The sequence below is a fragment of the Peribacillus sp. ACCC06369 genome, assembly GCF_030348945.1.
In the GTDB taxonomy this organism is placed as follows: domain Bacteria; phylum Bacillota; class Bacilli; order Bacillales; family DSM-1321; genus Peribacillus.
In genome coordinates this window covers 1,678,247-1,693,092 of the sequence record NZ_JAUCEN010000002.1, presented here as the reverse complement: position 1 = coordinate 1,693,092, position 14,846 = coordinate 1,678,247, and the positions used below count along the sequence as shown (strand labels likewise).

14 protein-coding genes are annotated in these 14,846 nt (G+C 39.8%); all 14 read right to left on the bottom strand.

The genetic code is table 11. The annotated features are described in order from the left end of the window. Positions 1-117 precede the first annotated feature (117 nt). The 14 genes from tsf to fliR all read right to left on the bottom strand — a co-directional run bounded on the left by tsf (position 118) and on the right by fliR (position 14,846). Positions 118-1,002, bottom strand: coding sequence for a translation elongation factor Ts (tsf, locus tag QUF78_RS09165; RefSeq protein WP_289317137.1), 885 nt, complete (start codon positions 1,000-1,002; stop codon positions 118-120). A gap of 309 nt (positions 1,003-1,311) precedes the next feature. Next, positions 1,312-2,025: a 30S ribosomal protein S2 gene (gene rpsB, locus QUF78_RS09160; RefSeq protein WP_056526825.1), complete on the bottom strand. Its 714-nt coding sequence runs from the start codon at positions 2,023-2,025 to the stop codon at positions 1,312-1,314. A gap of 152 nt (positions 2,026-2,177) precedes the next feature. Beyond that, positions 2,178-2,816: a hypothetical protein gene (locus QUF78_RS09155; protein ID WP_289324410.1), complete on the bottom strand. Its 639-nt coding sequence runs from the start codon at positions 2,814-2,816 to the stop codon at positions 2,178-2,180. Positions 2,817-3,127: 311 nt separating this feature from the next. Next, the gene (locus QUF78_RS09150; protein ID WP_289324409.1) at positions 3,128-3,898 is read right to left on the bottom strand and encodes a FliA/WhiG family RNA polymerase sigma factor; all 771 of its coding nucleotides are present in this window, start codon (positions 3,896-3,898) and stop codon (positions 3,128-3,130) included. Positions 3,899-4,033: 135 nt separating this feature from the next. After that, on the bottom strand, positions 4,034-4,537 hold the full coding sequence (locus QUF78_RS09145) for a chemotaxis protein CheD (RefSeq protein WP_289324408.1): 504 nt from the start codon (positions 4,535-4,537) through the stop codon (positions 4,034-4,036). Next, positions 4,530-5,168 (bottom strand): chemotaxis protein CheC, encoded by a 639-nt coding sequence (locus tag QUF78_RS09140; protein WP_289324407.1) that lies wholly within the window; start codon positions 5,166-5,168, stop codon positions 4,530-4,532. The genes QUF78_RS09145 and QUF78_RS09140 overlap by 8 nt, the downstream gene beginning before the upstream one ends. Positions 5,169-5,172: 4 nt before the next feature. Then, the gene (locus QUF78_RS09135) at positions 5,173-5,628 is read right to left on the bottom strand and encodes a chemotaxis protein CheW (protein WP_289324406.1); all 456 of its coding nucleotides are present in this window, start codon (positions 5,626-5,628) and stop codon (positions 5,173-5,175) included. A gap of 109 nt (positions 5,629-5,737) precedes the next feature. Next, a complete protein-coding gene (locus QUF78_RS09130) occupies positions 5,738-7,777 on the bottom strand; it encodes a chemotaxis protein CheA (protein ID WP_289324405.1) in 2,040 nt (679 codons plus the stop codon). A 19-nt stretch (positions 7,778-7,796) separates the two neighbouring features. Then, a complete protein-coding gene (locus tag QUF78_RS09125; RefSeq protein ID WP_289324404.1) occupies positions 7,797-8,894 on the bottom strand; it encodes a protein-glutamate methylesterase/protein-glutamine glutaminase in 1,098 nt (365 codons plus the stop codon). 10 nt (positions 8,895-8,904) lie between these two features. Continuing rightward, positions 8,905-9,771 carry a MinD/ParA family protein gene (locus QUF78_RS09120; RefSeq protein ID WP_289324403.1) on the bottom strand — a complete coding sequence of 289 codons (867 nt, stop codon included), beginning with the start codon at positions 9,769-9,771 and terminating at the stop codon, positions 8,905-8,907. Further along, entirely contained in the window at positions 9,755-10,912 is a 1,158-nt protein-coding gene (gene flhF, locus QUF78_RS09115; RefSeq protein ID WP_289324402.1) for a flagellar biosynthesis GTPase FlhF, read from the bottom strand. The genes QUF78_RS09120 and flhF overlap by 17 nt, the downstream gene beginning before the upstream one ends. Continuing rightward, on the bottom strand, positions 10,909-12,945 hold the full coding sequence (gene flhA, locus QUF78_RS09110; RefSeq protein WP_289324401.1) for a flagellar biosynthesis protein FlhA: 2,037 nt from the start codon (positions 12,943-12,945) through the stop codon (positions 10,909-10,911). The genes flhF and flhA overlap by 4 nt, the downstream gene beginning before the upstream one ends. Positions 12,946-12,985: 40 nt before the next feature. Then, a complete protein-coding gene (flhB, locus tag QUF78_RS09105) occupies positions 12,986-14,068 on the bottom strand; it encodes a flagellar biosynthesis protein FlhB (protein WP_289324400.1) in 1,083 nt (360 codons plus the stop codon). A gap of 1 nt (position 14,069) precedes the next feature. Beyond that, positions 14,070-14,846 carry a flagellar biosynthetic protein FliR gene (gene fliR / locus QUF78_RS09100; protein WP_289324399.1) on the bottom strand — a complete coding sequence of 259 codons (777 nt, stop codon included), beginning with the start codon at positions 14,844-14,846 and terminating at the stop codon, positions 14,070-14,072.

Here is a 14,846-nt window from a genome sequence, read left to right as displayed (position 1 = left end):
CCAACTATGTAATCTTTTCGTTCGTTCATCATGCTTTCTTGCAATACTACCAAAAATTCATGACATTTCAAAAAATAGGGAACACCAGAGTGTTCCCTATTATTAATTATCTGACAATTAGTCTTTTTTAACTTGGTTCATTACTTCTTCAGCAAAGTTTTCTTGACGTTTTTCAAGACCTTCCCCTACTTCATAACGAACGAATGATTGGATTTTTCCGCCTTTTGATTCTACGAATTGTCCCACTTTTTGATCTGGGTTTTTAACGAAAGCTTGTTCGTTTACACAGATTTCTTCGTAGAATTTATTGATACGGCCTTCAACCATTTTTGCAACGATTTTTTCCGGCTTGCCTTCGTTAAGCGCTTGTTGAGTAAGAACTTCGCGTTCGCGATCTAATTCGCTAGCATCGACTTGGTCGCGAGAGATATATTTTGGGTTAATTGCAGCGATATGCATTGAAACGCCTTTAGCTGCATCTTCGTCAGTTGTACCTTCAAGAACTGATAGTACGCTGATACGTCCACCCATGTGAAGGTATGCACCAAATGCGTCGTTATCTGTTTTAGTAACGACTTGGAAGCGGCGAAGAGTTAATTTTTCCCCGATTTTAGCAACTGCAGCATTAATATGATCTGCAACTTTTGCACCATTTTCCATTGTTTGCTCAAGAGCAACTTCAACGCTTTCAGGTTTGTTAGCAAGAAGGAATGCAGCCAATTCTTTAACAAGTGCTTGGAAGCCTTCGTTTTTAGCAACGAAATCAGTTTCTGAGTTCACTTCAAGAATAACCGCTTGGTTTCCTTCTACAACGATAGAAGTTAAACCTTCAGCAGCAATACGGTCGCCTTTATTAGCAGCTTTTGCAATTCCTTTTTCACGTAGGAAATCGATTGCTTTTTCCATATCGCCTTCTGTTTGTACAAGTGCCTTTTTACAGTCCATCATACCAGCACCAGTTTTTTCACGCAATTCTTTAACTAATTGTGCAGTGATTGCCATAATATATATCCTCCTCAAATTAAATGCAGTTTATTCAATCTTTACCCATTATTGCCAAAAAATACTTGTTATCATCAAAGAATAATTACGAGCCTTGGCAATATTCCAGAAAAACCATCCACTTATTCAGTCAATTTGACTGAACTCAATACCTGATGACTTTCTAACCTCGAAAATCGACCATACCTTTTTAAAAAAACATTCCGTACAGTGATTTATGTATGCTTATTTAGTGCAAAAAAAAGGGATAAAAGGCATTATCCTCTTATCACCTTTTTTTCTTACTGAATAAGCAACCTTTTTTACTTATTAAGCAGTAGTTGTTTCAGTTGCTGTTTCTTCGCCTTGTTTAGCTTCTAAGATAGCATCTGCCATTTTACCTGTTAATAATTTAACAGCACGGATTGCATCGTCATTCGCAGGAATGACTACATCGATTTCATCCGGATCACAGTTTGTATCAACGATACCAACAAGTGGAATGTGTAATTTGTGTGCTTCCGCAACAGCAATACGCTCTTTGCGAGGGTCGATAACGAAGATCGCATCTGGAAGAGTCTTCATATCTTTAATTCCGCCTAAGAATTTCTCTAAGCGATCCCATTCTTTTTTAAGTTGGATAACTTCTTTTTTAGGAAGGACTTCGAAAGTTCCGTTTGCTTCCATTTTTTCGATATCTTTAAGACGAGTAATACGTTTTTGGATTGTTTCAAAGTTTGTTAAAGTTCCACCTAACCAGCGTTGGTTTACATAGTACATACCAGAACGGATAGCTTCTTCTTTAACAGATTCTTGAGCTTGTTTTTTAGTACCAACGAAAAGAACAGTTCCACCGTTAGCAGCTAGTTCTTTCACGAAGTTATAAGCTTCTTCAACCTTTTTAACTGTTTTTTGAAGGTCGATGATGTAGATGCCGTTACGCTCAGTGAAGATATATTTCTTCATTTTCGGGTTCCAGCGACGTGTTTGGTGTCCGAAATGCACACCAGCTTCAAGCAATTGTTTCATAGAAATGACTGACATTTTATTTCCTCCTAAATGGTTTTGTTTTTCCTCCGCACCGATCATTTTCATACAGAAACTGTCGAAACAGCACCATCTGCAAGAATCACGGGGCGTGTGTATTAACACCATTTCATAATATACCATAATGATTCTGCTCAATCAAGAAATATTTATCTATTCATGCGAAACTTTAGTAATAGCTCTATTTCCGTTTGACCGCGACCTAACTTTTTGGCGATTTCTTCAATTGAATGACCTTGATCCGCTAACATATCCACTTGTTCATTTAATGTTCGCGCATTTACCGAGGCCTGTAATATGTCCGAAAATTCTTTACCAGTCCGTTTCCCTTCGTTTGGAAGGGAAGTGGCTGCTGATGAAAGCTCTAATTTGTCTTCAACTTTTACGGGTAAAGAATTGTCATCTTGTTCTTCAGGCATTATTTTGTAGGCGGTGATCGCCTGCTTTTTAGAGGCAGTACGACTTCCCTCTTTAAATGCTTGCAGCATGTTTTGCTCTTGTTTTACTTCTTTATCTTCCATGGTTTCTTTTATTGACCCATGTTCTTGACTTTTTTGTCCATACTCGGGATTCATTGCAACCGAATTGGTGAATGCCTTTACCATTGTCTCGTTGTCCTCTTTCATTTCCATCAAATAACCAGACATAAGTTGTTCCATTTCACCAATGATTGCCTTTTGATCTTTTTCCAGCTGACTTAAACGATTTTGTCGAAGATATAAAACGATGATGGCAAAAATGGTGAATATATTTAATACAAACAACAGAAACATAAAAAATACTAACATGTTGCCTCCTAATTAACCGGAATATTCAACCCTCGGTTGGGGATCTTTTTTCACTGTTGTTTTTTTCTTGATTACTTTTTGTTTATATTTTTTTGGAGACTGGCGCCTGTTTGCATTTCCTTCTTTTTCATGAAAATGGGCGTGGATGCTTTTGCACCCTGGATTCGGGGAAATACATCTCAATCGGTTTTAAGCTCATAGGCTACCCAACTTCCTTTGAAAACCCTTTTTCATTTCCAATCATCGAACAAAACCGAGCGAAAGTGTGTTTTCATTGGATTTCCATATGAGGATGAATTTGAACTGTACTTCTAGTTCAACTTTTGATCATTCATCGCGTTTCTTAATTTATATATCGCTTTCGAGTGAATCTGGGAAATCCGGGACGTAGATAGACTCATCACTTGTCCAATTTCGGTCAATGTTAGTTCCTCTTTATAAAAAAGCTGTAAAACCAACTGTTCCTTTTCATTAAGGGTTTCTATGACTTGGGCTAATTCCACATACAGTTCTTCCCTTAACACATGTTCCTCAGGTAAATCCGCTTTTTCATCTTTAATATGAAAATTCGTGCTTTCTTTATCGTCTTGTTCTTGGGGATTTTCATCCATTGATAGTACATTGGCAAAGAAATTCTCATTTAATGCAGCATATACTTCCTCTTCCGGGATATTCAATTCAGCTGCAATCTCGTTTGGAGAAAGGTTCCTCATGTATTGCTGCTCTAGCTTTTCTATTGCAGATTCAATTTTCTTGGCTTTATCTCTTGCACTCCGTGGAAGCCAATCCTCTTTTCTTAATCCATCTAAAATAGCACCACGAATTCTAAATGAGGCATATGTATCAAACTTCAGGTCACGCTTCGTATCAAAACGTTCCAGGGCATCGAATAACCCCATCATCCCTAAACTCCTTATATCATCTCGACTCACATTTTTAGGAAGACTCACTGAAATGCGTTGAACATGATACGATACGAGTGGGATGTATTTCTTAACCAAAATGTCCCCGGCCAGCGGATCTTTGCAACCAACCCAATTTTTCCAACATAACTGCTCTTCTTCGGTGGTAAGATGAGACATTGGACATCCTCCTAACATTGTATATGTTTTGTAATCAAAACGGCCCTTAAAGGCCATAAAAGAAACAATAATTCGATTGCAGTGTAACTTTCAGAGTTTTGGCTGTTCTTTTTTTAAGAAAAGCCTGATACGTTCCTATATGTTTTTTGTCCCTTTAGTAACGGTCCGTATATTTAGCAAACAATCTTTCAAATTGAATTCGATCGTTCTCCCGAAATTCCCGCCTACATCTTCGGCAACGACTCGAATGTGCAAGTCAGATAACTCTTTCCGGACCGCTTCAACATTCCGGGGTCCTATTCTCAATAAATCCCCTCCGGAGGCAAATTGAAACATTTGCGCACCTCCAGCCAACTTCGCTTTTAGGAATCGCATTCTCGCGCCTTCTTGTACTAAGAGCTGCACTAATTCCTTTATCGCCGTATCTGCAAATTTGGCAACGTTTATCTGTCCCGATTTAGCAAGTGAAGAGTCAGGCAGCATGATGTGGGCCAAACCTGCAATTTCTTTTTTTTCATCATAAATCACAACACCAACACACGACCCCAACCCAGAAGTACGAATCGAATAGGGAGTTTTTATAATATTCATATCCGCTATTCCAACCTTAATAACCTTGACCTTTAACAGTTCAGTCATTAGGTGACATTCCTAAAGCGGAAAAAATGATATCAAAAAAATCGGGATCGGGTAAGAGAAAGAAATGACCATTAATGGATTCAGCAAATAGCTGGTCTTTTTCAAGTACAGTATCAATGACAATGGCTGTGTCACTTACTTGAGATAATCCCAATAATCCATAACTGATCGATGCCCCGACCATATCGATACTCAATGACGGAACGGATGGATAGATATTCAATCGGGTGAAATCAGAGAGTGATGAGAGATAGGATCCCGATAAAATATTCCCTAATTCCTCAAGGCAGGAGAGTGCCAATTCATTATAAGGTGTGGAATCTATCAAAAAGGTTTCAACACCAGTCAGCTGACGAATCAAGTATTCAGCTACTGGAAGCGATAGGACAAAAAACATACTCCCGGAAGCATCCCCTTCTATTCTAAGGAAAACACTGGCAACGACGTGATCGGCCCCGCCGGCCATTACCATCATTTCATCAAAGGAAACGATTTGGACATTAGGAACATTCATATCAATTTTCCTATTTAGGATGGCAGAAAGCGCCGTTGCTGCGTTCCCTGCACCTATATTGCCAATTTCCTTCAAAATATCGAGTTGAAGAGGATTGATTTTCTCAATGAACGACATATGATTATCCTTCTCTTAATATATTTTCAGTCATTTCTAGACTCAAAGCCTTTTTCAAATTAATTAGGACGAGCAGACGCTTTTCAATTTTAGCCACCCCGCTAATGTATTCTGAAGCCACATGTCCCACAACTTCTGGCTGCGGCTCGATACTATCCACTGGAATATCCAAAACATCATTGGCAGAGTCCACTATTAATCCCACTTCCATATCATCCAGAATGACAATGATGATCCGTGTTGAACCATCGTATTCCACCTCTTCGAAACCAAAACGGACCCGTAAATCAATAATTGGAGTGATTACACCCCTTAAATTTATGACTCCCTTAACAAACAGTGCAGCCTTTGGAACTCTGGTAATATGAAGAAGCTTTTCGATACCGCTTACCTTATCCACTGGAATGGCATATTCTTTATCCTTAATTTGAAATACGATTACTTTCATATCCTGCGACATCTCATTCCCCTCCTCTAAAAAAACTCATGATGACAGGTTACTCTTAAAGCAAAACTATATACGAAATTATGAACCAACTTCCCATCACCCTGCCCTAGTTATCTATTATTCAATGAATCAATGTGTTGCAATCTATGATTAAGGCAACTTGGCCATCACCAAGAATCGTTGCCCCCGATATTGCAAATGCAGTTGTTAAATAATTACCTAGTGATTTCAATACGATTTCCAGCTGCCCGATAAATGAATCAACGACCAATCCCGCTAATTTATCGCCTTTTCTTACAATGACCACGGAGAGGAACTCTTCATCTTCCTGGCTGAAAGGCACTTCAAATATATCTTTCAGGAACAGCAGTGGTAGAACTTTCCCCCTGAAGTCAATAACTTGTTGATTATGGGCATTCATGATATCTTCTTTTTTTATGATTGCCGTTTCTATAATAGAAGAAAGCGGTATCGCATATTTTTCATTTTGGATTGCAACCAGCATGACAGAAATAATGGACAATGTAAGCGGAAGCTGAATAAGGAAGATGGAACCTTCATTCTCCTTGGAATCGATCGTGACAGTTCCACCGAGAGACTCAATAGTATTTTTAACTACATCCAGCCCTACACCGCGCCCTGAAACATCCGATATGGTTTCCGCTGTTGAGAAACCTGAAGCGAATATCAATTCATAGATTTGCTTATCCGAGAGGGTGGCGGCAGTTTCCTTAGTTAATATCCCATTGGATAGCGCCTTGTTCAAGACCCGCTCTTTATTGATGCCTGCACCGTCATCATCGATTTCAATGAAAACATGATTGCCGCTGTGATATGCTTTTAAAAGGATTTTACCTTCTTCAACCTTTCCTTTTGCCAGACGTTCTTCAGGTGTTTCAATCCCATGATCCATGGCGTTCCTTAATAAATGGACGAGAGGATCACCGATTTCATCAATGACTGTACGATCAAGTTCCGTTTCAGCTCCGATGATTTCCAAATCGACTTTCTTGTTTAAATCCCTTGCTAATTGACGAACCATTTTAGGAAAACGATTGAATACCGTTTCCACTGGCACCATCCGCATATTCAATACGATTGTTTGTAAATCACTTGTTATACGGGACATTCTTTCGACTGTTTCATGCAATTCCTGATTATCCAAATCACTTGAAATTTGATCAAGTCTGCCTCTATCGATTACAAGTTCCTCGAATAAGTTCATTAGTATATCAAGCCGCTCAATGTTCACCCGAATGGTCTTGCTTGATGCCGGCTTAGCGGGTGACTGTTTTTTCTTCTCATTAATATCAGTTGGAAGCACTGCATGATTAGTCTCTTGTTCCTGAACTTCAGCAACTTTATCCACTTTAACATTGGCAGCATGTCGCAAGCCTTCAAGGTCAAGGGTATTTATAACAACGTGATCCACTTCAGAAACCTTCATGATTTTTTTCTTTATCACTTCACTCGACTCTGTTGTTACCATGGTGACAGTAAATTGCTGATCGAACTGTTCTTCTTCCAAAAGCTCTACGGGTGGGTGTGACTTGATTACTTCACCTGATTTTTCAAGCACCTCGAATACCATAAAAACCCGGGCAGCTTTTAAAAGACAGTCCTCACGCAAACCTATCGAAATTTCAAAGCTGTTGAAGCCTTGATCATTGGACTGCTGAAGTACTGTCCATTCAAATTCATCGTACTCTCCCGCAATCATTTCCTCCTTTTCAAGAGCGACAGAAGCTGCAACTTCTGCAATGGAGGTAGACACGGGTGACTCCCCATTTTCAATCAATTCCAGCTGGCGGACAACACTCTTCACATTTCTTTTTCCATCTCCACCTTCAGCAATGGACATGACCATCGCCTCTAAATCATCAACAGCTAAAAATAACACATCGAACAATTCAGGCGTAAGAATGATTTGACTGTTTCGGATCGCATCCAAAACATTCTCCATCTTATGGGTTAAATTGGCTAAGTCCTCATACCCCATTGTTGCCGACATCCCTTTTAGGGTATGGGCGGAACGAAAGATTTCGTTGACAATCGAGAGGTCTTCCGGGTTCTTTTCGAGTACCAGCATCTGTTCGCTGCACATTTGTAAATGTTCTTTACTTTCTTCTATAAATACCTCTAAATACTGGTTCATATCCATACAATCCCACCTCCATGTGTTAAAAATAGCTTATTATCGCTTTAGCTATTTTTTCTACATCCTCTATGCTATCTATTAAATTGGTATTGATTGCGGCTTTCGGCATACCAAAAACGATTGATGTCTCCTGAGATTCGGCTATCGCTTTTAAAGGACCCTCTTGTTTCAGCTTAGTAAGCCCCAGCGACCCATCCATTCCCATTCCGGTCATGATAACGGCTATTTTCGCAAGATCATTCATTTCACTTACCGACTCAAATAGCACATCAACTGACGGGCGATGTCCATTACGCAATTCGGATTGATCCAAAAGGACTGCCCAGCTCATTCCGACTTTCCTCACTTTCAAGTGAAAACCTCCAGGTGCGATGTAGGCGACACCTTTTTGGATCAGTTCACCCTCTTCAGCTTCCTTCACTTTAATCTTGCATAATGAATTCAGGCGTGTTGCCAAGGTTTTTGTAAAACCGGGGGGCATATGCTGAACAATGAGTATGGGCGCATCAATTTCTTCTGGAAGTTCCGTCAAGACGGTCTGCAGAGCTCTTGGACCTCCTGTAGATGTACCAATGACTATTACCTTCCTGTTTCCATAGGACCATGTTTTTTCATTTTTTTCAATTTTAATCAATTCTTTTGAATCTATTTTACTATATTTTCCCCAGACTAATGGACTTATTTCCATATTTATTGCATTTTTTTGTAGTTTGTGAACATTTGCCCTGCTGGCTGCCATAACTTTTTCATGGAGTTCTTTCTTGATCTTATGTAAATCCAATGAAATGGCACCTGAGGGTTTAGCCACAAAGTCAAAGGCCCCATTGTTCATGGCAGCAAATGTATTTTCCGTTCCTTCTTTCGTTGTGCTTGACAACATGACTACAGCTGTTGGACATTCATTCATGATCCGGTTTAATGCTTCCAATCCGTCCATAACCGGCATTTCCACATCCAAAGTCACGACATCGGGTTTTAAAGACTTTATTTTATCTAAGGCATCTCTCCCATTCCTGGCAGTCCCGATGACCTCAACCCTGCTATCTTCTGCTAAAAACTCTGAAATTAACTTTCTCATAAACGCAGAATCATCCACTATCAGCACTTTTACTTTACCCATGTAAGGAGACCTACTTTCCTAGAAAATATCTCTTCATATTTCGGAGAAAACCGCTTTTTTGTAAAGTCAATTCTTCCCCAAATGAATGATTCGCATATCTCGATGCAATGTCCAAAATAGCTTTGGATACATCGGCTTCAGAATCGAAAAGGATAAAGGGCATTTGTTTGGAAACAGATTTTGATACTGTTCTATCGTCTGGTAAGAACCCTAGAGCAACCGTTTCCAGACCCAAAAATTTCATCAGTGCATTTTGGAGACGATTAATCGTTTTTTTGCCATCCTTGCTAGTGAAAACCCTATTGCAAACAAGGAACAGTGGAATCTCTTTATTTACGGAATGAATATATTTAATCGTGGAGTATGCATCCATGATAGAAGTAGGTTCAGGCGTCGTGATAACGACCCATTCATCCACACATAAAAGGAATTTCATAGAATCCTGTGTGATACCTGCACCCATATCAAATAAAATATAATCGTAGTTTGCCAACAACAAACTGAATTCTTCATTAAAACGGGTATACGAATCTTCATTAAACGCAAAGAGATTCTTCAATCCTGTTCCACCTGTAATGATTGAAATATTCCCCGGTCCGGTCGTAATGATATCATTCAAACTATAATCATTTTCAAAGAAATCAATAATACTGCAAGGAGATTGTCCCCCAATCAAAATATCAATATTCCCCATACCGATATCCATGTCGAACAACAGGACCCTTTTCCCCCTTTGGGATAAAGCAATGGAAAAGTTCAAAGAAAAGTTTGATTTTCCCACCCCACCTTTACCGCTTAAAACGGAAATCGTCCTGGCCATTGATTGATTTTGGCGGGCTTCCAATCGTCTTCGTAAGTTCTCAGCTTGATCTTTCATATTTTTTAGCCCCAAAAATCATTTTCAATAACTGTGATGATGTAGCTATTTCAATATCGTCTGGCACATTCTGTCCATCTGTTATAAAAGCGGCTCCTACTTCATGAGTGTGTATAAAATTGAATATAGCCCCGAAAGTGGAAGTTTCGTCCGCTTTTGTAAAAATGACCTGTTTAATCGGTATCGTAGCAAACTGTCGATAAATATCTTCCATATCCTTTTGTTTAGAGGTTAATGACAAAACTAAATAGGTTTCCATCTCAGCTGTAAAATGGATGATTTCATTAAGATCCTTAACGTATTGAGGGTTACGGAAATTTCTCCCGGCCGTATCAATAAAAACATAATCATAATGGGAGAAACGTTCAGTTGCCCTTTTGAAATCTTCCAAATTATAAGCGACTTCAATTGGAACGTTTAAAATCTTTGCATATGTCTTAAGCTGATCTATTGCAGCAATCCTGTACGTATCCGTCGTAATGAAAGCCACCTTTTTATCATGCTTCAACATGGTTTCCGCAGCTACTTTTGCAAGGGTTGTCGTCTTTCCCACACCTGTTGGACCAACAATATTAATATACTTTTTTTGCAGCCCAGGTTTTCCGTTTTCAACCTTTTCCAAAATCCCGAACATGGCTTCTTCCAACCAAACTTGAACCTCTTCATCTGTAGATTGTTGTTTGAAAACGAACCATTTCTCAAATAGTTCATCCATGATTTGAGACCGAAGTGATATATCCACTTCCTGCTCTGTTAGGTAATCGTGGATTTTTTGCAGTTTCCCTGGATATTTTCTATCAGGTGAATAGATTTGTAAACTCTTGATCATATCTTTCAAACCTTCGATTTCTGTTAATAAATCAGCACTTTCCCTATTACCTTCATTCGTATCAGTGGCATGACTTGCCACTTCCGGTTTCGCTGGCAACTTTTTCGATTTCTGTTTGATTTTCATTTGGATAGGCTGGGAAACCGGGTCTATGGCTGCAATCACTTCAATATTCCTCTTTTTGAATAAACCTAGGAAACCACCATTATATACAGCCTTTGCACTTAAGATGACCGCATCACTGCCTAGTTCACCCCTTATTCGCTTCATCGCCTCGTTCATAGATGGTGCCAAATATTTCTTTACCTTCAATCGACATTCACCACCCCTACACTTTGTACTTCTACATTCGATTCGTGTTCATTGTATGAAAGAATCGGTACATTGGGAAAATAACGTTCAGTTAATTGCCGTACATACATCCTTACTGCTGGAGAGCAGAGTAAGATCGGTTGGTGATCCATTAACGTCAACTCTTCCAATTTGGCTGCAATTGCCTCCAATATGGATTGCGATATAGTTGGATCCAATGATAAAAAGTTACCATGTTCGGTTTGCTGTACACCATCCGCGATGGTCTTTTCCACTTTGCCCGATAATGTTATGACTTTAATTCTATTTTCATCCGTAATAAAAGAATTCGTAATCTGTCTAGCTAAATTCTGTCTTACATACTCAGTAAGCAAGTCTGTGTCAGTCGATAACTTGCCATAATCAGCAAGTGTTTCGAAAATGATCGGTAAGTTCCTTATAGAAACTTTTTCCTTCAATAATTTTGCCAATACCTTTTGTACATCTCCTATAGACAACGGATTCGGAGTGACTTCCTCTACTAGGATAGGTGAGGATTCATGGAGATGATCGATTAATTGTTTCGTTTCCTGCCTGCCCAGTAGTTCCTGTGCATTGGCCTTTATGACTTCCGTCAAGTGTGTGGATACTACACTTGGCGGGTCTACAACTGTATATCCCATCATCTCGGCATGTTCTTTCATATCATCCGTGATCCATTTGGCGGGTAAACCGAAGGACGGCTCTATCGTATCGATTCCTTCTATTGAATCATCCTCAATCCCTGGACTCATGGCCAAGAAATGATTAAGGAGCAATTCCCCCTTTGCCATGACACTTCCCTTAATTTTCAGCCGATACTCATTAGGATTCAACTGAATGTTATCACGTATTCTGACGACAGGAATCACGAGCCCCAATTCAATTGCAAGCTGCCTGCGAATCATGACGACTCGGTCCAGTAGGTCTCCACCTTGATTGGCATCCGCAAGCGGAATCAATCCATATCCAAACTCAAATTCGATCGGGTCGACATTTAAAAGGTTAACGACGCTTTCTGGACTTTTCATTTCATCGGTTTCCAGCACTTCTTCCATTTCTAGTATTTCCCTTTCATCCTGCTGCGGTATCCTTGAAATCGAATACCCGCCAACGACTAATAAAGCAGCAATCGGTAAGGTGAATAAGTCGGAAATGGGCGTGAATAACCCTAAAAGGAAAATGGTCGCTGCTGTCAGGTAAAGCATTTTAGGAAATTGAAATAACTGTTCAACAATATCCGCACCGAGGTTTCCATTCGAGGCTGCCCGGGTTACGACTATTCCCGTAGCTGTGGAAATCAATAAGGCAGGTACCTGACTCACGATTCCGTCACCAACCGATAACATGGAAAAATGTACGGCGGACTCTCCAAAACTCATGTCCAATTGCATGACGCCAATGATCATACCGAAAATCAAGTTAATGATGACTATGATGATGCCCGCTATGGCATCCCCTTTAACAAACTTACTCGCTCCATCCATGGATCCATAAAAGTCTGCTTCGTTACTAATTTTTTCCCTTCTGGCACGTGCTTCGTTTTCGGAGATCATCCCAGCATTTAAATCTGCATCAATGGCCATCTGTTTCCCTGGCATCGCATCCAGTGTAAACCTTGCCGCTACCTCCGAGACCCGTTCGGATCCTTTCGTGATGACGATGAAATTGATGATGACCAAAATGATGAATACAACTAATCCCACAAGCACGTTACCTCCGACTACAAACGATCCAAAGGTTTCTACAACTCCTCCAGCATCACCATAGGTCAAAATGGCACGAGTCGTCGAAACATTCAACCCCAGCCTGAACAATGTCAGTAAAAGGAGCAAGGAAGGAAAGATTGAAAATTCGAGAGGTTCTTTCATATTCATCGTAGTCAATAGAACCAGCAGCGCAAGAGAGATATTTAAAAGGAGTAAAATACTTAACAACCATGTTGGCAATGGAATGACCAACATGGCAACGATCATGATGACGCTCGATATAACAACCAAATCTCTTGCTCGCATGTTTTTTCTCTCCTAACTAACGGGTTACCCTAATACTTCTTTACAGTTTACCTTTGGTTTTATATACAAAGGCCAGTATTTCAGCGACCGCCTTAAAGAACTCCTCAGGTATTGCCTGGCCTAATTCAGCTTGATCATATAAAGACCTGGCCAAAGGCCGATTTTCCACCATGATCACATCGTTTTCTTTAGCAATGAATTTAATTTTCTGAGCAACAAAATCAACGCCTTTTGCCACTACGTACGGAGCCTCTGCCTTATCTTCATCGTATTTTAAAGCAATTGCAAAATGCGTCGGGTTAGTGATTACGACATCCGCATTGGGAATTTCCTGCATCATTCTTTGAGCGGCAATCTGCCTTTGCTTTTGCCTAATCTTGGATTTGATAAGAGGGTCCCCTTCGGAATTTTTATACTCATCCTTAATATCCTGTTTGGACATCCGGATGTTTTTTTCAAAGTCATATTTTTGATACAAATAGTCCAAAAGAGCAATGAACAATAAAGCCACGGCAGCATAAAATCCTACTTTAATCGTAATATCCGCCAATGTTGCCATCGCTGCTTCCACAGAAATCTGTGATAAAATCATAATTTCGTCCATGCGCTGCCAAAGTACATTAAAGGCAACAAAACCAACAAATGATATTTTAAGAATGGATTTCAAAAATTCAACAATGGCCCTCATTGAAAAAATTCGTTTGAACCCTTTAATGGGATCCAATTTTTCAAGTTTGAACTGAATGGATTCAGTCGAAAACAAAAAACCGATTTGCATGACATTAGCCAATACTCCAGCCACTATCGCTGCCGTAAAAACCGGTCCAAGAATAAGACCCATCTCCTTTAAAACATCAATCATGATAATTTGTATATTCTCCTCGCTGAATCCAGTCAAGGTAAAATGCTGCAGATATTCTTTCATGAGACCAAGCAGGTGATTATACATGTAAGGTCCCATAAGCAGTAGCACTGAAAGCACGGCAATTAAATTAACAGAGGTATTTACATCCTGACTCTTTGCCACCTGACCTTTTTTCTTCGAATCCTGACGTTTTTTTGGAGTCGCCTTTTCGGTCTTCTCACCAGCGAAAAACTGTAAATCCAGCTGGAACCTCTCCATATTAAACGCCTCCGATCAACTGCATTAGTTGACGCATAGTCAAAAGCAAGAAATTGAAGAGTTGGGTGACAACCGTCATCATCATCCCCATCACCAGTACGATAACCGCTAAGCCGGCTATGATTTTCACTGGAATTCCGACAACGAACACATTTAATTGAGGGACTGTCCTAGCAAGGATCCCTAGAGTGACATCCACTAAGAAAATACTTCCCACTACAGGTATGGACATTTGAAAAGCAATCATGAAAGCTTTGCTGAAAGCTTTGGCCAAATATTCTATCAGTGTATTATTTCCGAATGGTACAAATAATTGGTCAATCGGGATGAACTGATAACTATAAAAGATTCCGTCCAAAAGCAAATGATGGCCGTTAGTACTCAATAGGAATAATAAAGCGATTGTATAAAGATATTGTCCCATCAACGGGCTTTGTACCCCAGTTTGGGGATCGATGACATTGGCAATTGAAAAACCCATTTGAAAATCAATCAATCCTCCAGCGATTTGAACGGCCGATAAAATCATATAGGCAGCAAACCCAATGAAGAGCCCAACAACTGCTTCCTTTATGATTAATAAATAAAATGTGACATCCAAGTCCAGAATCGGGGCTTCAATGGTAAAGTACATGATCCAGGCAAGGAAGACCCCAAGCCCCACTCGATGTTGTACCGGTATTGAACGGTACGAAAAAATCGGCATAGCCACAAAAAACGTAGTGACCCTGACCACAATTAATAAAAAGGCGGGAAAGTGCGGAAATAATTCCTCCAT